The 20,267-nt window shown below is 60.3% G+C and carries 18 protein-coding genes and 3 pseudogenes; 13 read left to right on the top strand and 8 right to left on the bottom strand.

All coding sequences use genetic code 11. From position 1 onward, the window contains the following. Positions 1-123: 123 nt before the first annotated feature. Positions 124-1,371, bottom strand: a pseudogene (locus tag FHS89_RS15915) (IS3 family transposase). A gap of 832 nt (positions 1,372-2,203) precedes the next feature. Here FHS89_RS15915 and FHS89_RS15910 point away from each other — a divergent pair. The 9 genes from FHS89_RS15910 (at position 2,204) to FHS89_RS15870 (ending at position 9,196) form a co-directional block, all read left to right on the top strand. Then, the gene (locus FHS89_RS15910; RefSeq protein WP_246413991.1) at positions 2,204-3,247 is read left to right on the top strand and encodes a GlxA family transcriptional regulator; all 1,044 of its coding nucleotides are present in this window, start codon (positions 2,204-2,206) and stop codon (positions 3,245-3,247) included. A 97-nt stretch (positions 3,248-3,344) separates the two neighbouring features. Then, positions 3,345-3,704 (top strand): glycine zipper family protein, encoded by a 360-nt coding sequence (locus FHS89_RS15905; protein ID WP_184013120.1) that lies wholly within the window; start codon positions 3,345-3,347, stop codon positions 3,702-3,704. A gap of 193 nt (positions 3,705-3,897) precedes the next feature. Next, positions 3,898-4,752: an SDR family oxidoreductase gene (locus FHS89_RS15900; RefSeq protein ID WP_184013119.1), complete on the top strand. Its 855-nt coding sequence runs from the start codon at positions 3,898-3,900 to the stop codon at positions 4,750-4,752. Positions 4,753-4,765: 13 nt separating this feature from the next. Continuing rightward, the gene (locus tag FHS89_RS15895; RefSeq protein ID WP_184013118.1) at positions 4,766-5,791 is read left to right on the top strand and encodes a DoxX family membrane protein; all 1,026 of its coding nucleotides are present in this window, start codon (positions 4,766-4,768) and stop codon (positions 5,789-5,791) included. Then, positions 5,788-6,240 carry a hypothetical protein gene (locus tag FHS89_RS15890; protein ID WP_184013117.1) on the top strand — a complete coding sequence of 151 codons (453 nt, stop codon included), beginning with the start codon at positions 5,788-5,790 and terminating at the stop codon, positions 6,238-6,240. The genes FHS89_RS15895 and FHS89_RS15890 overlap by 4 nt, the downstream gene beginning before the upstream one ends. A 100-nt stretch (positions 6,241-6,340) precedes the next feature. Then, positions 6,341-7,030 (top strand): DUF4386 family protein, encoded by a 690-nt coding sequence (locus FHS89_RS15885; RefSeq protein ID WP_184013116.1) that lies wholly within the window; start codon positions 6,341-6,343, stop codon positions 7,028-7,030. Further along, entirely contained in the window at positions 7,027-8,061 is a 1,035-nt protein-coding gene (locus FHS89_RS15880; protein ID WP_184013115.1) for a serine hydrolase domain-containing protein, read from the top strand. Before FHS89_RS15885 ends, FHS89_RS15880 begins: the two co-directional genes overlap by 4 nt. Further along, positions 8,058-9,059: an alpha/beta fold hydrolase gene (locus tag FHS89_RS15875; protein ID WP_184013114.1), complete on the top strand. Its 1,002-nt coding sequence runs from the start codon at positions 8,058-8,060 to the stop codon at positions 9,057-9,059. The genes FHS89_RS15880 and FHS89_RS15875 overlap by 4 nt, the downstream gene beginning before the upstream one ends. Next, positions 9,056-9,196 (top strand): hypothetical protein, encoded by a 141-nt coding sequence (locus tag FHS89_RS15870; protein ID WP_184013113.1) that lies wholly within the window; start codon positions 9,056-9,058, stop codon positions 9,194-9,196. The genes FHS89_RS15875 and FHS89_RS15870 overlap by 4 nt, the downstream gene beginning before the upstream one ends. Positions 9,197-9,563: 367 nt before the next feature. Here FHS89_RS15870 and FHS89_RS15865 read toward each other — a convergent pair. Continuing rightward, positions 9,564-9,689 (bottom strand): annotated as a pseudogene (locus FHS89_RS15865) (transposase); the annotation flags it as partial. A gap of 66 nt (positions 9,690-9,755) precedes the next feature. On the opposite strand from FHS89_RS15865, the pseudogene tnpA reads away from it, so the two are divergent. Beyond that, positions 9,756-9,980: pseudogene (gene tnpA / locus FHS89_RS15860) on the top strand (IS200/IS605 family transposase); the annotation flags it as partial. Between the two features lie 67 nt (positions 9,981-10,047). Here the strand turns inward: tnpA and FHS89_RS15855 are convergent. The 4 genes from FHS89_RS15855 to FHS89_RS15840 form a co-directional block, all read right to left on the bottom strand. After that, complete coding sequence (locus FHS89_RS15855) at positions 10,048-10,839, bottom strand: inositol monophosphatase family protein (RefSeq protein WP_184013111.1); 792 nt, start codon at positions 10,837-10,839, stop codon at positions 10,048-10,050. 143 nt (positions 10,840-10,982) lie between these two features. Further along, on the bottom strand, positions 10,983-11,546 hold the full coding sequence (gene efp, locus FHS89_RS15850) for an elongation factor P (protein ID WP_184013110.1): 564 nt from the start codon (positions 11,544-11,546) through the stop codon (positions 10,983-10,985). 52 nt (positions 11,547-11,598) lie between these two features. Further along, positions 11,599-13,380, bottom strand: coding sequence for an ATP-binding protein (locus FHS89_RS15845; protein WP_184013109.1), 1,782 nt, complete (start codon positions 13,378-13,380; stop codon positions 11,599-11,601). Between the two features lie 160 nt (positions 13,381-13,540). Then, the gene (locus FHS89_RS15840) at positions 13,541-14,626 is read right to left on the bottom strand and encodes an Mrp/NBP35 family ATP-binding protein (RefSeq protein WP_184013108.1); all 1,086 of its coding nucleotides are present in this window, start codon (positions 14,624-14,626) and stop codon (positions 13,541-13,543) included. A 162-nt stretch (positions 14,627-14,788) separates the two neighbouring features. Here FHS89_RS15840 and FHS89_RS15835 point away from each other — a divergent pair, with 162 nt between their 5' ends. After that, a complete protein-coding gene (locus FHS89_RS15835; RefSeq protein ID WP_184013107.1) occupies positions 14,789-16,732 on the top strand; it encodes a hydantoinase/oxoprolinase family protein in 1,944 nt (647 codons plus the stop codon). On the opposite strand, the gene FHS89_RS15830 is transcribed toward FHS89_RS15835, so the two are convergent. Together FHS89_RS15830 and FHS89_RS15825 are read right to left on the bottom strand one after the other, a co-directional pair. Beyond that, a complete protein-coding gene (locus FHS89_RS15830; RefSeq protein ID WP_184013106.1) occupies positions 16,729-17,634 on the bottom strand; it encodes a c-type cytochrome in 906 nt (301 codons plus the stop codon). The two genes, FHS89_RS15835 and FHS89_RS15830, sit on opposite strands and share 4 nt — an antisense overlap. 6 nt (positions 17,635-17,640) lie before the next feature. After that, a complete protein-coding gene (locus tag FHS89_RS15825) occupies positions 17,641-18,093 on the bottom strand; it encodes a c-type cytochrome (RefSeq protein WP_184013105.1) in 453 nt (150 codons plus the stop codon). Between the two features lie 182 nt (positions 18,094-18,275). Here FHS89_RS15825 and gatB point away from each other — a divergent pair, with 182 nt between their 5' ends. Together gatB and FHS89_RS15815 are read left to right on the top strand one after the other, a co-directional pair. Beyond that, positions 18,276-19,790, top strand: coding sequence for an Asp-tRNA(Asn)/Glu-tRNA(Gln) amidotransferase subunit GatB (gatB, locus tag FHS89_RS15820; RefSeq protein WP_184013104.1), 1,515 nt, complete (start codon positions 18,276-18,278; stop codon positions 19,788-19,790). A gap of 11 nt (positions 19,791-19,801) precedes the next feature. Then, positions 19,802-20,104: a DUF4177 domain-containing protein gene (locus FHS89_RS15815; RefSeq protein WP_184013103.1), complete on the top strand. Its 303-nt coding sequence runs from the start codon at positions 19,802-19,804 to the stop codon at positions 20,102-20,104. The last annotated feature ends 163 nt before the right edge of the window (positions 20,105-20,267 follow it).

Here is a 20,267-nt window from a genome sequence, read left to right as displayed (position 1 = left end):
CCCATGCAATACAATGCCCTAAGCCTCGCCTAACGCGAGAATGCTTGCGTTGCCCTTCCGAGTGTGGAAGCACTGTGGACGCAAACAACCCAATGGCTTGCTGCCGGTTTTATGGACGGCAATTTAAGCTTTCATAGCTCGCTCCTCGAATGTGATAGGGCTTAGATAGCCAATGGTCGAGTGGCGGCGCTTCGGGTTGTAGAAGCATTCGATGTAATCGAAGACATCTGCACGCGCCTGCTTTCTGGTCCTGTAGGTTTTTCGTTTGATCCGTTCTGTCTTCAGCGAAGAGAAAAAGCTCTCCATCGCAGCGTTCTGCGCCTTCAAACGATCCCCCGGATCGTTTGATCCGCTGGCGCGGACCAGCTTGAACTCCCAGACATTTCCAGACCTGCTCATTGAACAGGTGATGCCGTGATCGGCCATCAGTCGCTGGAACGGCTCACTGGTATATTGGCTGCCCTGATCGGAATGGTGCAGCAACTCGTCGGGCCGTCCTCTGCGCCAGATCGCCATGATCAGGGCGTCCGTGACCATCTGAGCCGTCATTTGTGCGCTCATTGACCAGCCGACGACACGCCGCGAGAACAGATCGATAACGGCCGCAACGTAAAGCCACCCTTCCGTTGTCCAGATGTAGGTGACGTCCGCCACCCATTTCTGGTTCGGACCATCCGCTTCAAACTCTCGTTCAAGCACGTTAGCAGCTATAACCGACCTCATGCTTTGGTCTTTCGGCGGCTTTCGACGCTTGGGACGGGCTTTAAAGGCTGCTTGTCGCATCAATCGCTCAACGCAATGCAAGCCGCAGGAATAACCTTCTTCGAGAAGATCATGCCAGATACGTCGGGCACCATAGGTTCGGTCCGATCGCAGAAAGCTTGCACGGATCGCCGCTAACAGCTCTTCGTCACGGATCGACCTGTCGCTGCGCGGGCGCGTCAGCCAGGCATGAAAGCCGCTTCGTGATACACCGAGCGCGTCACACATCCAACTCACCGGCCAAATCCCTCGGTGCTTCGCCCCTCTCGGCAGATTTGCAATGCAAATCGCCTGTCGGGCAATGCACAAACCCAAACATCACAGCTGGTCCTTGGCGACGTAGGCGGCCGCCTTTTTTAAGATATTGCGCTCCGCCTTCAGCTTGGACACCTCGCGTCGCAAATTCCGAAGCTCTTCTTGCTCAGGCGTCAGCTTGCCATTTCCAGGAAAAGCCGCTGGACCATCAGCAGAGGCAGCGCGTACCCAACGTCGAAGCACAGTCGCATGTATTCCAAGATCCCGCGAAGCTTGCGCCGCACTCACGCAGCGCTTCGTCACCAATTCCACCGCTTCCTGTTTGAACTCGCGGCTGAACATCCTTCTCGTCATATAGATTCTCCAGTTTCATAAACACCTTACCTCGGTGTCCACGAAACCGGCAGCAGGCCACCACTTGGCCCCGGGCGGGGCGTTTGTTTCTACAGCCCTGATACCACCGAAACCGACAGACAAGGTGCAAGCTGCAAACTATCCTTTGATCTAATGGATGAAGTTTCGTCGTCTCTGTCATTGCGACGAACGCAGATTATGTCGGACGATCCGGACGTGAAAACGACGATTTTACTAATCCTTGAATACTGGGCGGCTCTCGCAAGAGAGCGTTAGCGGACTTCTGAGCGTCGCGCAGCATCGGTCAGAATGGGTTGGTAGCTGCTGTTAGGGGCTCAGCAGCACAGCAACGCAATGCCCCGCTGACCTTTTACGCTCCCGGCCCGGAGCTGTCGTTGGGAATAGCATCCATTGCCGCGGTGCAACTTCCCCAAAGCAGACTTCCAATGAGCAGTTCATTCCCCAGTCAGTCCGAACTGTTTTCGAAATGCACGCTCATTCATAGCGGTTAGGCCCGTCAGATATCAGGGCCCAGTCTATTCTGCACGGCCATGATGAAGACGGTGTGCGGCACGCGGAGCTGATCTTGCAATGGGCAGACAAAGGCCTGAGCGAGCGGGAAGTCATGGCACATATCATTGCAGCGACGCCGGCAGCTCGTCAGGAGACCGCGGAGTTTCGCGCGTCCTCAGCCGCGCCGTGAAACGTGTAAGCGTTGACACGCACGCTATCAGAAATCTGTATGAAATTGAAAAACAGACACTTTCGCCTGGCGGAAATCGTGGGGTCTTTGTCCTAACGGACGATTGATGAAATCAGGTACTGTCTGCCTATGATACAGAAACACGACATTCAGACAGAGGCGCGGAACCGCAGGGTCCTGATGGTGGCCTACCCCGGGGTGCATCAACTCGACGTGATAGGCCCGCTGGAGATCCTTGCGACGACCCAGTTTTTCATTGGCGACGGCGATCTGCCTTACGATTTGAAGATCGTTGCAGTGCAGGCGGGGCCTGTGAAAGCCAGTTCCGGTCTGACGATCACGGCCGAGACGTCTTTTGCCGATGTCATGAAGCATGATGATGAGATCGATACGTTGATGGTGGCCGGCGGCCATGGCTCTTCATCGCAATTGAAGAACCCAAAGTTGTTGGAGTTCATGCAGACGATGGCCCCGCGCGCCCGGCGGATCGTATCGATCTGTACAGGGGCGCTGATCCTTGCAGAAGCCGGGCTTTTGAAAAACAAGCGGGCCAGTACGCATTGGTTCTGGTGCCCGATTATGGAAAATGAATACCCAGATGTGACGGTGGACCATGAAGCGATCTATGTGCGCGATGGAAACGTCTGGACCTCTGCCGGGGTGACCTCTGGCATGGACCTCGCGCTGGCATTGGTTGAAATGGATTGGGGGCACAAAGTCGCACTTGAAGTCGCGCGGTTCAGCGTGATGTACATGATGCGGCCAGGTGGCCAGTCACAGTTCAGCGCGCATCTGTTGGCCCAACGGGCCGAAGACCCGGCGATCAACGATGCACTAAGCTTCATTCTAGAAAACCCAGCCGATCCGCTGACCGTGACCAGTCTTGCTGCGCATGCGATGATGTCTGAACGAACGTTTGCACGACGCTTCAAAGACGAAACCGGCGTCACACCAGCGGCGTATGTTGAAACTGCCCGAGTTCAGGCCGCTCGCGTCGTATTGGAAACGACAGACCACACAATTGATCAGGTTGCCCTCGAAACTGGGTTTCAAAGTGCCGAACGGATGCGCCGCGCGTTTCACCGCCATGTGGGCATATCTGCTGGCGAATACCGTGACCGCTTTCGGATGACGGCTGACCCGGGCGCCCGCCCGCGTGCCGGACCCGGCTAAGCATATCACCTGACCCAAACCACAACGGAAATTCTCGCGTCTGCGCGCGTAGTTGCGCGTGGCTACACCCTGCTTTGTTCAAACGAAGGGGCATTCCATGAAAAAGACAGTGATGATTGCAGCGCTGCTTCCTGCCTTGGCTGCATGCGTTGACAGCGGTGCAAACTATCAACCGATCCTGGATGGTCAGCCTACGGCTGCGTTTCAATCCGATCTTGCGGCCTGTCAGACCCTTGCCCGCAACCAGACCCAGTTTGATCAGGAACGCGTTGGTGCGACTGTGATTGGTGCTGGTGCCGGTGCGATCCTAGGAGAGGCTGACAGTGGCGATGCACTTGGTGGCGCCGTAGCCGGTGCCTTGGCTGGCGGCGTAGTCAGCAGCGTGGATGTGATTGAGCGGCGCGAAAGCATTGTCGTCGAGTGCCTGCGGGGCCGCGGCCACCGCGTTGTCGGGTAGGGTGCAAAATGTCAGGTTTTTTCAGCCTACGCGCGCGACGGTTCCACGCGCTACATGATCTGCTGACGGAGCGCCTGCGGGATCACCCGCAACCATTTCCGCTATTTCTTGCCGGAGATGTCGGGCTTCCAACAGTTGGCCCGAAAAACCACGTCGTCGGCGCGCTCGGCACGTTGATCAGAGTGGCAGGCAGATGAAACACGTGATGATTGCAGGTGCGACCGGCTATCTTGGTCGTTTCCTTTGCGCCGAATACCAGCGGCGGGGGTGGCATGTGTCTGCTCTCGTCCGCGCGGCAAAGGCCGATGCGCCGTTACCCGCCGACTCCATCGTGACGGCAGAAGCGACCAAACCTGGCTCCTTGAAGAGTATCATGTCAGGTGTCGACCTTGTCGTCTCGGCCCTGGGGGTCACCAGGCAAGCAGATGGCCTGAGCTATTGGGACGTCGACTACCAAGCAAACCTCAATCTGCTGCATGAGGCGCTGGCCTGTGACGTCAAACACTTCGCGTATGTCCATGTGTTGAATGCGGATCGCATGGCCGATGTGCCTCTCGTCGCGGCGAAATCAGCCTTTGTCCGCGCCCTGCAGTCCGCTGACCTCGACAGCACAGTTATCGCGCCGTCCGGGTATTTCTCGGACATGGAAGACTTCCTAAACATGGCGCGCAAAGGGCGGGTCTGGTTGTTCGGTGACGGGCAGTTAGAGATCAACCCGATCCATGGCGCTGATCTGGCCTCGGCCATCTTTGATGCCGTTGACCGAAAGGAGGCCAGGTTGGACGTTGGCGGGCCAGATGTGTTTACTCACCGTGACCTGGCAAACCTGAGCTTTGACGTTTTGGGTACACCGAACCGGGTCACGTTTTTGCCCGATCTGTTTCGGCGGATTGCGCTGCGGCTGCTCCCTAGGTTTGCACCACTCCATGTCGCTGGCCCCGCACAATTCTTTTTGACGGCTTTTGGCATGCATATGGCCGGACGGCCCGTCGGAACGCGCCATCTGGCCGAATACTTCCAAGATCTCAATTCTCGTTACACCGACTGAAAGGAAGGCCAAGATGAAACCCGGTCGTATTCCCGCCATCATGCTAGTCCAATTCATCGGCGTCGCTTGCCTTCTGCCTGCTGCGGCAACGGCCCATGTCCGTTGGTTTGTTGAGGCCGGGAGTGCTCCGGCACCGGTTCCCTACAGGCTTTCGGATCCCGCCGTTTGGGCGTGGGCCTTGATTGCAATGGCACTCGTGGCCACTGCGGTTGTACTGGACAGGAAGCTCCCCGCTTTTGCGGTTCCTAAAACGAAAGTCCGTCATGATGTGATGGAACTTATGCGCATTTTGACTGGTATGTCGCTCTTGCTGACCGCCTATGATGGCAGCCTGATCGCGCCCCATTTAGAAGCCGTCGGCGGTTTTGGTTTAGCGCTCGTCCTGCTGCAGGCTGGGATCGGCCTCTTGCTTCTGAGCAATCACGCCCCTCACTATGCAGCCATTCTCCTGTTGCTGTTGTTTCTTGGAATGTCGATCCATTTTGGCTTCGTCCTGACGGTCGAATACGTCAACATCGTTGGGATCGCGCTGTTTATACTGTTTAACGCATTGCCAGACCCAGGATTGAGTGACCGCCTGAAGCCATACTCGGTTGACGTTTTGCGGATTTTCACCGGGCTGTCGCTTATCATCCTCGGGGTCGCGGAGAAGCTGCATCCAGCAGCACTGGGGCAGGTCTTCATCGCGGATTACGCATGGAATTTCATGCCGCTACTGGGCTTCGACTGGTTCGACGACCGCATGTTCGTCCTGTCTGCCGGCGTGATGGAAGTCGTGTTCGGCACAATCCTGGTGCTTGGTGTCGTCACCCGTCTAAACATCCTTGCAGTCGCTGTTTTTATGCTCACCTCCAACATAGTGTTCCTGATCGAAGGTCGAAACGAAGAAGCGTTGTTGGAGTTGATCGGCCATCTGCCCATCATCGCAACCGCTTTAATCCTGCTTGTCCTGGGCTCCGGCCAACGGTTGAAGGTGACGCCACGACGGCTGAATGTCTTATCCATTGGCGCTTATCCCAAAGCGGAGGGGTGGGCATGAGACCGTGCAAAACCCTCCAGCTGAAGCCGATCTATCTCGTCCACTGGACCGTGGCGGCACTCTTTGTCGGAATGCTCTTAGCGCTGGCGAGTACCGAGGTCCCGACTGGCGAACACCATGGACCGACACATATTCATGTTCATGCAACGCAAGAGGTCGATCCAGACAGCCCACCGGAAGTCACACTGGCTGTCAGTGAAGACGCCTTGTCAGGCTGGAACGTAATCGTCTCCACGCGAAGCCTCGTCTTCGCACCGGAGATGATCAACGAAGACAACGTTCAGCAGCACGGACATGCGCATCTCGATGTGCACGACCCAAAAATAGCACGGCTTTATGGCCCGGCGTTTCATATCGCCGATTTGCCTGAGGGGCGGAATAGCAAATCGGTCAGCTTAAACGCCAATGACCATTCTGACCTGGTTCTGAGCGGTCAACCGATCGCCTAAGAAGACGTTGTGACGAGCCCGGCTGCTGCCGAGACAGCAAACCATGCTGTCCCCGGCAATACGCGCACCAACTACTCTATTGAAACGAAAGGCTAATACGATGACGCTTCAAAAGATCGGTGGCTTTGCAGCCCTTATTTGTGCCGCGACCTACTTGTTTGGGTTCGCTTTTCTCGTCAGCACGTTCGCGCCGCTTGGCTTCGGTACCAACAGCATTGACGGCCCTGCGGTTGTGGCCTTCATACAAAGCCAACCGGGCTTACTGATCCTGTGGAACACAGTGATCTACATCATCAACGCCATTGCCCTGGCGCTGCTCGTCGCAGCGTTGCATGGGCGATTGAAGTCCTCCAGGACTGACTTCGCCATGGTCACGCTGGTGCTCGGCATCATCTGGGCCACCCTTGTGATCGGCGCGGGCATGATCGGCAACGTTGCGGTCGAACGCGCGGCTCATTTGGCCCAAACAGATGTCTCGCAAGCCGTGCAAGTCTGGCAGACGCTGCACGCGGTTGAACTGGGTCTCGGGGGCGGGAATGAGATCGCCGGTGGTATCTGGATCGGCTGTGTCTCGCTCGCTGGTTTGCTGGGGCGCACTTTGGGCCAGATCTCGATTGGGCTTGGCCTCGTGACAGCCGCAGGCGGTCTGCTGACGCTGTTCCCTGCCATTGGGGATGTGGCCGGTGCCGTCTTTGGGCTGGGTGCCATCGCATGGTTCATCGCGATCGGATGTTCATTGCTATTCAGCCGTTCGGCCACGCCGCTTCCGCATGGCGGGGAAGTCGCATGACCAGCATAGCACCCTCCCTCCAGCGCCTGCTCGAGAAAGAGCAGGCACAATCAAACGCCCATGCGCTTTTGTTGCGCGTTGAGAGCGGCGATGCTGGCCTGACCTTTGATGGCAGTGCAGGTGACGCGAAACCTGGCGTGCGGTTCCCAATTGCGAGCATCAGCAAGACATTCACCGCTGCGCTGACCCTCAAGTTGGCTGATCTGGGCCAGCTTGATCTCGACCAGACCGTTCAGAGCGCTTTGCCACACCACGACCTGTCGGACTTACATGTGATCAAGGGGGTGGCCCATGGGCCGACCCTGACGATCCGCCATTTGCTGTTCCAAACCTCGGGACTGGCTGACTACTTCAAGGGCGGGGTCGAGGCGGACATGCTCCAAAACAAGGATCGGGCGATCGACTTGGCAATGGTCATGGAGATGGCACGATCACTGCCCCCGATGGCAGCGCCGGGGAGCGGCAAAGCCCATTACTCGGACACGAACTTCCGGCTTCTCGGGGCAGTTTTGGAGACGGTGTCCGGCAAACCCTATGCCACGCTTTTGCAGGATTACGTATGTGAACCGCTGGGCTTGCGTCAAACCGCAACATTCGATGCAATGAACCCACCTTTACCGCTCTTTCACAGGTCACAGCAACTGACGTTGCCCAAGTCATTGGCGAGCATGGACCCGGACGGTGGCCTTGTGTCGACGCCAGCGGAGTTGATCGGATTTCTACGCGGGTTTCTTGGCGGTCGCTTGTTTGATCCCGCCTTGTTGGATGATGTCCGCAACTGGAAACCGGTGTTTTTCCCGCTCGCGTACGGCGGTGGTTTGATGCGGTTTCATCTGCCGCGTTGGATGACCCTTTGGCGCCCCACACCGGAACTCATCGGGCATTTGGGAAGCTCCGGGTCTTTTGCGTTTTACGCGCCAGAGCGCGATATTTATCTGGCAGGGACGTTCAACCAGACCGACCTGCCGCGCCGCCCGGTAGGGTTCATGCTCAAAGTTCTTCGTCAACTCGAAAAGGCAGGCATGGCATGATCATTCGCACCCTCAAAATGTTCGGCATCCTGACGGCGGCCTGCATCGCTCTTGTCGTCATGCTGCTTTTATGGACAAGAGGGGGCTATGTGGTCGCACCGCTTGTGACAGAGGACGATGCCTTGCCGTCGGTCATCGTCGACGGAGTTCGACTACATATGCGCCAAGTCGATGGCCCCGCGGGAGCGTCGACGATCATTGTTTTGCACGGCGGGCCGGGTGGTGATTTTCGGTCGCTTCTAGCGCTCAGCGTCCTTTCTGAAACGCACAATGTCGTCTTTTATGATCAACGCGGGGCGGGGCTTTCGGAACGTGTTCCCGCGGAAAAGCTTACGCTAGATGATTACATCCTCGAACTGGATGGCGTGAAGAGACTGGTCTCTCCAAACGCGCCGGTTACGCTGATCGGACACTCCTGGGGCGCTATGTTGGCCACGGCCTACATGGGCGCGCGCCCGAACAATGTGCAAGCCGCTGTGCTTATTGAACCGGGCTATCTGGACGGCGCTGGAAAATCGGCCTGGGACGCGGCAGCAAGCCGCTACATGTCCGGCATTGGCTATTGGGCTGAGGCTGTTGTCACAGGATTTCGTGCGCAACTTTTGGACGGACCGGATGCCGCAGCAGCAGACGACTTCCTGATAGGTCACATGGTCGGTGTTTTCGCCAATCACCCCGAAAACCCCTATCACTGTGGAGATGGATACAATGCCCCGAACTGGCGGTTTGGCGCTATGGCAAGCCAAGTCTGGGCGGATACTCCGGACGCAGTTGTCGATCATCTGGCTGCCGATGTATCCAACTTTAGCGGGCCGGTCCTTCTGCTCGCCGGGGAATGCAACGATTGGCTCGGCCCACTGCAAAACAGCCATAGGCAACTCTTTGGTAATGCCAATCTTGTAATCATCCCTTCTGCGGGTCACGACGTGGTTTGGGATAACCTGGAAGCCTCTCTCGACGTAATTCGTCGATTTCTCGATGTGGAAAAAGCGGAATGAAACCGGTGACGAAAAGGGAGAACCCAACCGGGTTTGACAGGAGTGCTGCCTTTGACGTGCTTGTGGTCGTGACCGTGCTGGTTGCCGTGAAACAGGTGCTCTTGCCCCACGACACCTTGACGCCGGACCCATTTTAACGCTGACCGAAATGTGTATCGCATGTGCGTTATTGCGTACGCTCTACATCTGCCCAGAAAAAAGAGATAATCGACAAGCAGATGTGCCCGGCGTATTCGGCGTAAATCGCTATGAAGCAGTATCCATGTTGAACGGCTTTGGTCCAAGGCTGTCGCGGGCACATGTTGCATATCGGGAAACACGGATTGCACCCAGTTCGCAACAAAGGTCAAACCAGCGCCATTGCGGGCAAGGTGAAGATGCATTTGTGGGTCTTGGATACTGTGGCGAACCCGCACTTGGGGAAAGGCGTCTTTTCAATCATCGTCTGCAATTCGGGAATGTCGCCGTATCCAATCCACGTCAGGCCTGCACCTTTCGGGCCAGCTTCCATTTGTAGAACGTCGCCGAACTGATCCCGTGCTCCCGGCACACATTCGCCGTCGCCATGCCGCTCGCTTGCTGCTTCAGGATCGCAATGATCTGCTCTTCGCTGAAACGTGATCTCTTCATTCTCTCCGTCTCCTTCTTTGGAGCGGACTCTACCTCGGATTGGAGACAGAAACGGCGCTCAGGTCAGTGTCGATGCCGCCCAAGCACGCGATCTCAGAGGTGATGCGCCGGATCAGGGGGCGGTCGTCGCGGCGATTGCAACAGGAGTTCCCGGTGCTCAAAAAGCGCTACTGGGGCAGGCATTTTTGGGCCCGCGGGTATTTCTGTACGATCATCGGGAATGTCATGAATGACCTTGTCCTTCTGTACCTTGCGACGCACAGCACCGATGCTACCGACGTCCGTTGGTAGTGGCTCACTTTCTAAAAATATACCCCGCCGGAGGCATCGCCGCGCCGCAAGGCGCGGCACTTCCGCGTTATCCGTTGTTGCGGATGATGGCAGCGAAGCGGTCGAACACGGGTTCGTTGGCGGCAATCACGCCAGCGCCGCTCAGGACATTCGTGTCGGGGTCAATCGGGCCGGCAAGCCCCCCGGCCTCGCGGACCAGCAACAGACCCGCCGCGATATCCCATGTGTTGAGGTTGCGCTCCCAATAGCCGTCATACCGGCCTGCCGCCACATAGGCGAGGTCCAGAGACGCCGCGCCCCAGCGCCGCACCCCGGCACAGCGGGGCATCAGGCGGCCAAGGTCGCTCAGTGTTTCGGGCAGATCGCGCCGCCCACCGAAGGGCACGCCCGTGGCAAACAGCATCTCGATCATGTCGCGCCGCCCGCTTGCGCGGATGCGCCGGTCATTGAGCCATGCGCCGCCACCTTTTTCGGCGGTGAACATCTCGTCCTTGGCCGGGTCATAGACCACACCGGCGACGATCTCGCCCTTATGTTCCAGCGCGATGGAGATCGCCCAATGCGGCAAGCCATGGAGGAAATTCGTGGTCCCGTCGATCGGATCGACGATCCAGCGGCGCGTCGGGTCTTTGCCCTCCACCGCTTCAGACTCTTCGCCAAGCCAGCCATAGTTTGGCCGTGCGTCCATCAGCATCTCACGGATGGTTTCCTCGGCTTTCAGGTCCGCGCGGGACACAAAGTCGCCTGCGCTCTTCATGGAGACCTGAAGGTTCTCCACCTCGCCGAAATCCCGCACAAGCGCGCGTGCGGCCTTGCGCGCGGCCTTTACCATCACGTTGAGATTTGCGGTCTGGGTCATTGGGTCATCCTTGGCATCGGGTTGCGCCGCTCTCTATCCGGTCGCTGCAAAAAAGGGAAGGCCGCGCAGCGCGCGGCCCTCGCCCAAAGGGGTCCCGTCCCATCTGTGATGGGACGGGACTGCGCGGGAGCGCCTGCCTAATGTCAGGCGCGCTCCACATATTCGAAGGTCTCGGTCGCGACCACCACCTGCTCACCAACACCGACAAAGGGCGGCACCGTGATCTTGATCCCGTTATCGAGCACCGCAGGTTTGAAGCTGTTGGCCGCGGTCTGGCCTTTCACCACCGGCTCTGTGTCCTCAACGGTGCAGATGACTTTCTCTGGCAGCGTGAGGCTCAGGGCCTCTTCCTCGTAGTATTCCACGGTCACGGTCATGCCGTCCTGCAAGAACGGGCGGCGGTCGCCAAGGAGGTCAGCAGGCAATTCAACCTGCTCATAGGTCGTGGCGTCCATGAAGGTCAGCATCCCCTCGGTCTCATAGAGGAATTGCTGGTCTTTCTGTTCGAGCCGCACCCGTTCGACCTTATCGGCGGAGCGGAACCGTTCGTTCAGCTTGGAGCCATTGCGCAGGTTCTTCATCTCCACCTGCGCAAACGCGCCGCCTTTGCCGGGCTTCACATGCGCGACCTTTACCGCGACCCAAAGGCCACCGTCATGCTCCAGCACGTTGCCGGGGCGGATTTCGTTTCCGTTGATCTTTGGCATAGGAGCACCTGTCGCCTGAGTTATCTGTCAGCGCAGGCTATAGCGATGGTGTTTATCTGACGCAAGCGTCCGACGCGTCGGTATCCAGCTTGCGCAAGAGCTTGTGCAGCGCGCTCAGCGTGAAGGGTTTGAGCATCACGTCGCTCGCCCCATGTTCGCGGCACAGGCGCGCGTCCTCCTCACTGGTGCCTGCGGTGACGAGCACGATGGGGATATTCTGTGTCTTTGGATGCATCTTGAAGCGCTTCAGCGCCCAAAGCCCATCTGTCTCGGGCATGTGGCGATCCATCAGGATCAGGTCGAAAGACTGGCTCAGCGCCAGATCAAGTGCCTCTTGCCCGTTCTCCGCCTCGGTCACGCGGGCGCCCAGCGTGCTGAGATATCCGGTCGCGACAAAGCGGTTGGTTTCCACGTCATCAACGACAAGCACATGGGCATTCGATGTCCATGTGTCGGTGTCGCGGTCATCCACGCCGGTCTCCCCGCGATGGGTCGTGCGAGTGATGGCAGAGATATCGAGCATGTCCTCGTCCACCTCCGGGGCCGGTTCTGCCGCGATCGTCAGGGTGAAAATCGTGCCCTCGCCCTGCACGCTCTTGAAGGTCAGGTCGCCCTTCATCAGCTTTGCCAGTGAGCGTGTGATCGACAGGCCCAGCCCCGATCCGCCATAGGAGCCATCGGATTTGTGCACCTGCTCGAATGGGGCGAACACGCGTTCTGCCGCGTCTGCGGGCATCCCGATGCCCGTGTCCTGCACTTCGATCACGAGCCGGGTGGGGGAGCCGGGTCGCACATCCCAGCGCGCAATCAGCCGGATGGAGCCTTCGCTGGTGAATTTCAGCGCATTCGACAAAAGGTTGTTCACGCATTGCCGGGTCCGTTGCGGATCAATCAGCAGCGCGTCGGGAATGTCATCCGCAATCTCCATGCGGAAGGCGATGCCTTTCTGCTCCGCAATCGGGGCCCAGAGCCGCAGGAAGCCCTCGAACAGGTCCGCCATTTCCTGCCGTTGCGGATTGATCGTCATCCGCGTCGCTTCGATCTGCGCGCTATCGAGGATGTCGTTCATCATCTCCAGAAGCGCGCCACCCGCATTGGTGATCGTCTCGACCTTCTGGCGTTGCTCGGGCTTGAGGTCTTCGGTCTTGAGGATTTCGGCCATGCCGATAATGGCATTGAGCGGGGTGCGCACCTCATGCCCCAACCCGGCAAGGAAATTCGATTTCGCCTCCGAAATGGCGCGGGCCTCATCCCGAGCCGCCGACAGGCGGGCCAGCAAATCCTTGAAAATCCGCATGGCCACAATCACCAGGATCGCGGCAAAACCGATACCGACCATCTGGCGACTCACCGTTGTCATCACGTCCGATCCGGTCGGCATCGCGATCTCAAAGGGTGCGCGCAGGGCATCTGAGGTGCCAGTCGCAATCACGATCAGTGCCGACAGCACCGCAACCACAACCACGCCGCGTGTCCGGTAGAGCATCCCTGATAGGCAGATGAAGATCGGCAAATAGCTCGCATAGCCCGAAACGATGCCACCCTCGCCCTGCAACCCAAGGCCCAAAACCGCCAAAAGGGAGAAGGTAAAGAACGCATCCCGCACATAGCGAAACCGCACGCCAATCCGCAGAAGCATCGGAAAAATAAGGAAAAGAACGGCAGTGTAAAGCGTGGGAAGCACCCGTTCGGGCGTGCTGCCCACCGCAAACACCAACAGCATCCCCGAAATCGAGGCGCTGATCGCGATTGTCAGCGATGACCAGACGAGGATCTTGCGCGAAAAGCCAACGCGCCCTGCCTCAAAGTCGTCTGTCCCGTCTTGCGATTCCACCTTAGCCTCCAAGCCCCCACGGCCAACCAAGTGCACCTGATGCGTGTCCATCAGAATAGTACTATACCATTGGTTGAGGAATTGGGCGTCTTTGCGGCGGCTTTTGTGGACAAGTTAGGCAATTTCATGTCTCCCGCCTAACCGTAGTGTGGGTTGGAGGCTAGAGCACACCGCCTTGGATCAGCCGTTTTGCCATATCGTGGAAAACCTGCGCCTCCGGCGCGTCAGGGCGCGCGGCGACCAGCGGGGCGCCCTCATCGCCGGACAGGCGAATGTCGATATTGAGCGGCACAGCGCCAAGGAAGGGCACCGATTTCTCCGCCGCGAAGGCGCGCGCGCCGCCATCTCCAAAGATATGGCTCTCATGCCCGCAATTGGGGCAGATATGCGTGCTCATATTCTCGACCACGCCAAGGATCGGCGTTTCCAGCTTTTCAAACATGTTCACCGCCTTGCGCGCATCCAGGAGCGCCACATCCTGCGGGGTGGACACGACAATCGCGCCAGAGACCTTGGATTTTTGACACAGGGTGAGTTGCACATCTCCCGTCCCCGGCGGCAGATCGACGATAAGCGTGTCCAACTCGCCCCATGCAACCTGTCCCAGCATCTGTTGCAGCGCGCCCATCAGCATCGGGCCGCGCCAGACGACCGCCTGATCCTCACCGAGCATCAGGCCGATGGACATCAGCGTCACGCCATGGGCGCGCAAGGGGATGATCGTCTTGCCATCGGGGGAGTTCGGGCGCTGGTTCACGCCCATCATGCGCGGCTGGCTCGGGCCATAGACATCGGCATCTAGGAGCCCCACACGCTTACCCGCCTGCGCGAGGGCCACGGCAAGGTTCGCGGAGACGGTGGATTTGCCCACACCTCCCTTACCCGAGCCTATGGCGATGATCGTCTTGACGCCACTTGGCAGTTCTGGCCCGGCTTGTGGCTTTGGATGGCCCCCGATCTTGAGCTGTGGCGGAGCCTTCGCCCCCTGACCCGGCCCGCTGGAATGCGCGGTCAACAGCGCGCTGACGGTGCCTGCCCCCGGCAATCCCTTCACCGCGGCCTCAGCGGCGGCGCGTACCGGCTCGTATTTCGGGGCAAGCGTTGGCGGCACTTCGAGGATGAACCGGATATTCGCGCCGTCAAACGTGACCGCCCGCACATAATCCGCCGCAACGATGCTCTTGCCGCTGTCAGGGTCGATGATGCGGTCAAGGGCGGTCAGCACGTCGTCGCGGGTAAGGCTCATGGCGGGGTCTCCTGTTGCGGGTCTGGCCCTGATAAGGGCGCAAATGCCGCGAAAGACAAGGGGCCGATGCCGCTTTTCCAACCCGAGCATGTCGCGCGCGCCGTTGCCGAGGCGGGGCGCACGCCCTAAAGGAAGCGCAAGCAAGGACAGGGGACAGGGCGCATGGCCATCTTACTGGGACTGGATACCGGCGGCACCTACACGGATGCAGCCCTGTTGGAAGAAGCCCGCCTGGCGGAGGGGCCAAGCGCCCTTTTGGGCAAGGCCAAGGCGCTGACGACCCATCGCGACCTTTCGCAAGGGATCGGTGCTGCGATCCGTGCCGCCTTGGGCGTGGGCCATGTGCGGGCGGAGGATGTGAGCCTCGTGGCCCTGTCCACGACACTGGCCACCAATGCGCTGGTGGAAGGGCAAGGGCAACGCGCGGCGCTGGTCCTTATCGGCTTTGCCGAAGCGGACCGGGCGCGGGGCGGGCTGCTGGACGCGTTGGGAGAGGATCCGCTGATCGCGGTCGCGGGCGGGCATGGCACCTCCGGGCAGGAGGCCACGGCGCTGGATGAGGCGGGGCTGCGCGCAGCACTCGCCCAATTGCCCGACGGGATCGGCGGGGTGGCCATCGCCAGTCTGTTTGCCGTGCGCAACCCCGCGCATGAGGTCCGTGCGCGGCAGATCGTGGCGGATGTCACGGGCCTGCCGGTGACCTGCTCGCATGAATTGTCCAACCAGATCGGCGGCCCGAAACGCGCGCTCACCGCGCTCCTGAATGCGCGATTGATCGGCCTGATCACCGGGCTGATCGGGGCCGCCACGCGCGAATTGACGGAGATCGGCATCACAGCCCCTCTGATGGTGGTGCGAGGCGATGGCGCGCTCGTCTCAGCTGATTTTGCGCGGATGCGCCCGGTGGAGACGATCCTGTCCGGCCCGGCCGCGAGCCTTGTCGGCGCGTCCTTCCTGACCGGTATCCGGGATGCGGTCGTGTCCGATATTGGCGGCACGACCACCGACATCGCGGTGCTGACCGACGGCCTGCCCGCGATTGATCCGCAGGGCGCGCGCGTGGGCGGCTGGTCCACGATGGTGGAGGCCGTGGCGGTGCGCACCCATGGGCTGGGCGGGGACAGTCAGGTGCGCTTCGGGGAGGGGCTGAGGCCTGAGATTACGCTTGGGCCGTCGCGGGTGGTGCCTGTCTCCCTCCTTGCACGCCAGCACGGCGCGGCGGTGGATCGCCATTTGCGCGCGCAAGAAGCCGCCGCGCGGGTGACGGAAGGGGCCGCGCGCTTTGTCGTGGATGCCGATGGCGTGCATCCGGTCGATGCGATCTCCCGCCGGGGGGAGGCACAGCGCGCCCTGCGCGCGGCGCTGCGGTCGGGTGCCGCGCGGGAGGCCGGGTTCACCCCGTCGGATGCCGCGCATGTTCTGGGCCTGCATGACGCGTGGGACGGGGCGGCGGCACGGCGGGCGGCGGCTTTGGTTGCGGCGCGCAAGGGGGGCGATGGTCGGCCCTTGGCGACGGATGCCGTCGCGCTTTCTGAGGCGGTGATAGAGCGGCTGGTGCGCCTGTCGGCAGAGGCCATCTTAGAGGCGGCATTCGCCGCGGAAGGGTCGGCGCCGGAAATGGCCCGCTCTGCCCTCAGCGCCCATGCGCTGGACGGGCAGGGGCGGCTGGTGCGCACGACCCTTGCGCTGCATGTGCCACTGATCGGGTTGGGGGCATCCGCGCCGATCTATTACCCACGCATTGCCGCACTTCTTGGCACGACGGACGCAACCCCGCCCCATGCCGATGTGGCAAACGCCGTGGGCGCTGTGACGGGGCTGGTGCGGATCCGGCGCGAAGTGGTGATCACCGTGCCCACCGAAGGGCTCTTTATCGTGCAAGCCCCATCCGGGCCGGAGCGGTTCACCGATGAGGCGCGCGCGATCGCCTGCGCGCAGGACCACGCCACCACGGCTTGCATGACCGCCGCACAGGAGGCCGGGGCGCGGGATGCCGCCCCTCAAATCACCCTCACCCGCAGCGAGGCGGATATCGAAGGCCGCCCCGCGCTGATCGAAGCACGGGTCACAGCCACCATCGCGGCCCGCCCGCGCACGGCGCGTTAGCGGGGCAGGGGCGGGACGGTCTTGAGATAGGCGGCGATCGCCTCCAGATCGTCGAGCGGCAGTTTCGACATATTCTCCACCACCGCGACCATGGAGCCGCCGACGCTGTCAAAATCGGGGGTGAACCCGGTGGCGAGGTAATCCGCGATTTCCAACTCCCCCCATGATCCGATCCCGTCGGGATGCGGGGTGATGTTGGGGATGCGCCCCTCCCCATCGGGGTTCGGCCCACCGGCGAGCCATTCGTCCCGCTTCATCCCGCCAAGGGGGCCGCGCGGTGTGTGGCATTCGCCGCAATGGCCCATAACCTCGACCAGAAATTGCCCGCGCAGGATCTTCGGATCGTCCGACACGGGCAAAACCGGCTCCTCAGCCAGGTAGAGCCGTTTCCAGAACCCCAAAAGCCGCCGCCAGCCAAAGGGAAACTTCAGATCATGCGGCAGGGAGGCCGTGTCATCGCTGGGCAGGGTCATCATGAAGGCCTGCAAATCGAGCGTCTGCGCGACGCTCATCCCGCGATAGGACGTGTAGGGAAAGGCGGGATAGTAATGCTCCCGCTCGGGGCTGGTGCCTTCGATCATCGCGGAGGCGAATTGCCGCGCGCTCCACCCTCCGATGCCCTGCTCCGGGTCGGGGGAGATATTGGGGACATGGAAGGTGCCGAAATCCGTTTCCAGCGCAAGCCCACCTGCGAGGATCAGCTTCTCATCGCCCTTGGCCCCCGGTCGCGCGTGACAGGAGGCACAGCCGCCCGCGTGAAACAACACCTCCCCTTGCGCCAGATCGGGGGTGTGGGCCGCCGGCATGTCCCGCTCGCGCACCCGGTCGGCGGAGGAGATCAGGAAAAACCCCTCCACCGCCGCAAGGCTTAACGCCAGCGCATAGACCACATGGCGTTTCATCGTGGCTTAGAACCGATCGACGCGGTGAGCCTCATGACAAGCCTGGCAATTCTGGCCGACAGCCCCGAAGGACGCGCCGAGTGCTTCGAGCGTTTGTGGATTGGCGGCGATGGCGGCATCAAGATCGGATTTGAAGGCGGCAACCTTCATCTCGAAATCCGCGCGATCCGACCAGATCGTCGGCCCGGCCTCTGAGCGGTCGAACGCCTCCGATCCTTCGGGGAAGAGCATGTCATACCCCTCAACAGCGGCGCGCATATCGGCAAGGGCTGCGTTGGCGGCCATCGCGTCGAAATCGGCGCGGCCCCGCAGCATCCCGGCGACCACACCGGTCGCCTTACCGACCGCTTTCATGGATTGCTGGCGCGCCTCGACAGGGTCGTCCTGTGCGGACACGATAGCGGGCATGGCTGTCAGGCTGAGGCTGGCAATCAGGGCCGCCTTGAGCATGGTTTTCATCTGGTCTTCCTCCGGTTGGATTTGGGCGTTGAGTTTTCCGCTGTATGAAATGCGACGTTTTGTCCATCCGTCAACACAAAGCGACGTGATCGACTGCGGCTGCTGGTCCGCTCAAGGCTTGCCCGCCCGCGCCCCGCATCGTAAGAGATGCGCTGATCCGCACCCGAAATCCGAGATGCCCCATGACCGAACTGACCTATACCGCGCCCAAGCCCAAAGTGATCCCAGGTGCCACCGGCGATTGGGAGATCGTGATCGGAATGGAAGTGCATGCGCAGGTCAAATCGGAGGCAAAGCTGTTTTCGGGCGCATCGACCAAGTTTGGCGCAGAGCCGAACTCCAATGTTTCCCTCGTTGATGCGGCGATGCCGGGCATGCTGCCGGTGATCAATGAATACTGCGTGGAGCAGGCGGTGCGCACCGGGTTGGGGTTGAAGGCGGAGATCAACCTATACAGCCGGTTTGACCGTAAGAATTACTTTTATCCCGATCTGCCACAGGGCTATCAGATCAGCCAGCTGTATCACCCGATCGTGGGGGAGGGTGAGGTGCTCGTCGATATGGAGCCGGGCGTGGCGCGCCGCGTGCGGATCGAGCGGATCCATCTGGAGCAGGACGCGGGCAAATCCGTGCACGACATGGACCCGACCATGAGCTTTGTCGATCTCAACCGCACGGGCGTCGCCCTGATGGAAATCGTGAGCCGCCCCGATATTCGAGGGCCGGAGGAAGCGGCGGAATATGTGCGCAAACTGCGCCAGATCCTGCGCTATCTCGGCACCTGTGACGGGAACATGCAGGAAGGCTCGATGCGGGCGGATGTGAACGTATCGGTCTGCCGCCCGGGCGATTATGAGCGCTATCAGGAAAGCCAGGATTTCAGCCATCTGGGCACCCGCTGCGAGATCAAGAACATGAACTCGATGCGCTTCATTCAGGCCGCGATCGAGTATGAGGCGCGCCGCCAGATTGCCATTCTGGAGGATGGCGGCAGCATTGATCAGGAAACCCGCCTCTATGACGCGGCGAAGAATGAGACCCGCTCCATGCGGTCCAAGGAAGAGGCGCATGATTATCGCTATTTCCCTGATCCTGATCTTCTGCCCTTGGAGATTGATCAGGCATGGGTGGATGAAATCGGCGCGGGCCTGCCCGAATTGCCGGATGAAAAACGCGCCCGCTTCGTGCTTGATTTCGGGATGACAGAATATGACGCGAGCGTGCTGACGGCTGAGGTCGCGTCTGCCGATTTCTTTGAAAAGGTCGCGGCGGGGCGCGATGGCAAGATGGCCGCGAACTGGGTGATCAACGAATTGTTCGGGCGGCTGAATAAAGAGGATATCGCGCTCTCCGATAGCCCAGTGTCAGCGGAGCAATTGGGCGGGATCATTGATCTGATCGGTCAGAAGGTGATCTCCGGCAAAATCGCCAAAGACCTCTTTGAGATCGTGTGGACCGAAGGCGGCGATCCGGCGAAGATCGTCGAAGAGCGCGGCATGAAGCAGGTGACAGACACTGGCGCGATTGAGGCGGCGGTGGATGAGATTATCGCCGGAAACCCCGCACAGGTCGAAAAGGCCAAGGGCAACCCGAAACTCGCGGGCTGGTTCGTCGGGCAAGTGATGAAGGCCACGGGCGGCAAGGCAAATCCGCAGGCGGTGCAGGATATCGTTCGCAGCAAACTCGGTCTGGAATAGGGGGGCGGCGCATGACTTCCGCAGAAATCGAATACAAATCCGTCCCGGCACCAACCCGGCCCAACAAATACAAGGGCATCAAGGATATCGACGAGCGTATGGCGATGACGCTTGACGAGGTGCTGAACGCGGAGGCTCAGAAAGGCTGGTCCTATGCCGGCTCGCAAATCCTCGGCTGTGAGCGCAAGCGCGGGCTGTTTCGCCGGTCAGAGCGGGTGGACACGACGTTCCTGATCTTCAGTCGGCCAAAACCGTCGCGGGTCATGGCACCGGCGGAAACCACGCCGGGTCTCGGCTCCGTCCACGATATCTGATCCGAAGTCGGCTCTCCCGCACGTCGGCTGCGCCTCCCTTTGGGGTGAGGGCGAAAGACAAACGCTGGGGGGCAGCGTTTGCGCCCGAACGCGCGGAATGAAATGAAGCGCCGGGAAAGGCCGGCGCTGCGCGCCGGTTTAAGATTGCGCTGAGGTGTTTGAG

The sequence above is a fragment of the Rubricella aquisinus genome (assembly GCF_014199445.1).
In the GTDB taxonomy this organism is placed as follows: domain Bacteria; phylum Pseudomonadota; class Alphaproteobacteria; order Rhodobacterales; family Rhodobacteraceae; genus Rubricella; species Rubricella aquisinus.
Note: the sequence above shows the minus strand (reverse complement) of the source record. Positions and strands in the feature narration are given on the sequence as shown.

Coding starts and splice junctions, on each gene's coding strand:
- FHS89_RS15910 (WP_246413991.1), top strand. CDS start 2,204: ATGATACAGAAACACGACATTCAGACAGAGGCGCGGAACCGCAGGGTC.
- FHS89_RS15905 (WP_184013120.1), top strand. CDS start 3,345: ATGAAAAAGACAGTGATGATTGCAGCGCTGCTTCCTGCCTTGGCTGCA.
- FHS89_RS15900 (WP_184013119.1), top strand. CDS start 3,898: ATGAAACACGTGATGATTGCAGGTGCGACCGGCTATCTTGGTCGTTTC.
- FHS89_RS15895 (WP_184013118.1), top strand. CDS start 4,766: ATGAAACCCGGTCGTATTCCCGCCATCATGCTAGTCCAATTCATCGGC.
- FHS89_RS15890 (WP_184013117.1), top strand. CDS start 5,788: ATGAGACCGTGCAAAACCCTCCAGCTGAAGCCGATCTATCTCGTCCAC.
- FHS89_RS15885 (WP_184013116.1), top strand. CDS start 6,341: ATGACGCTTCAAAAGATCGGTGGCTTTGCAGCCCTTATTTGTGCCGCG.
- FHS89_RS15880 (WP_184013115.1), top strand. CDS start 7,027: ATGACCAGCATAGCACCCTCCCTCCAGCGCCTGCTCGAGAAAGAGCAG.
- FHS89_RS15875 (WP_184013114.1), top strand. CDS start 8,058: ATGATCATTCGCACCCTCAAAATGTTCGGCATCCTGACGGCGGCCTGC.
- FHS89_RS15870 (WP_184013113.1), top strand. CDS start 9,056: ATGAAACCGGTGACGAAAAGGGAGAACCCAACCGGGTTTGACAGGAGT.
- FHS89_RS15855 (WP_184013111.1), bottom strand. CDS start 10,839: ATGACCCAGACCGCAAATCTCAACGTGATGGTAAAGGCCGCGCGCAAG.
- efp (WP_184013110.1), bottom strand. CDS start 11,546: ATGCCAAAGATCAACGGAAACGAAATCCGCCCCGGCAACGTGCTGGAG.
- FHS89_RS15840 (WP_184013108.1), bottom strand. CDS start 14,626: ATGAGCCTTACCCGCGACGACGTGCTGACCGCCCTTGACCGCATCATC.
- FHS89_RS15835 (WP_184013107.1), top strand. CDS start 14,789: ATGGCCATCTTACTGGGACTGGATACCGGCGGCACCTACACGGATGCA.
- FHS89_RS15830 (WP_184013106.1), bottom strand. CDS start 17,634: ATGAAACGCCATGTGGTCTATGCGCTGGCGTTAAGCCTTGCGGCGGTG.
- FHS89_RS15825 (WP_184013105.1), bottom strand. CDS start 18,093: ATGAAAACCATGCTCAAGGCGGCCCTGATTGCCAGCCTCAGCCTGACA.
- gatB (WP_184013104.1), top strand. CDS start 18,276: ATGACCGAACTGACCTATACCGCGCCCAAGCCCAAAGTGATCCCAGGT.
- FHS89_RS15815 (WP_184013103.1), top strand. CDS start 19,802: ATGACTTCCGCAGAAATCGAATACAAATCCGTCCCGGCACCAACCCGG.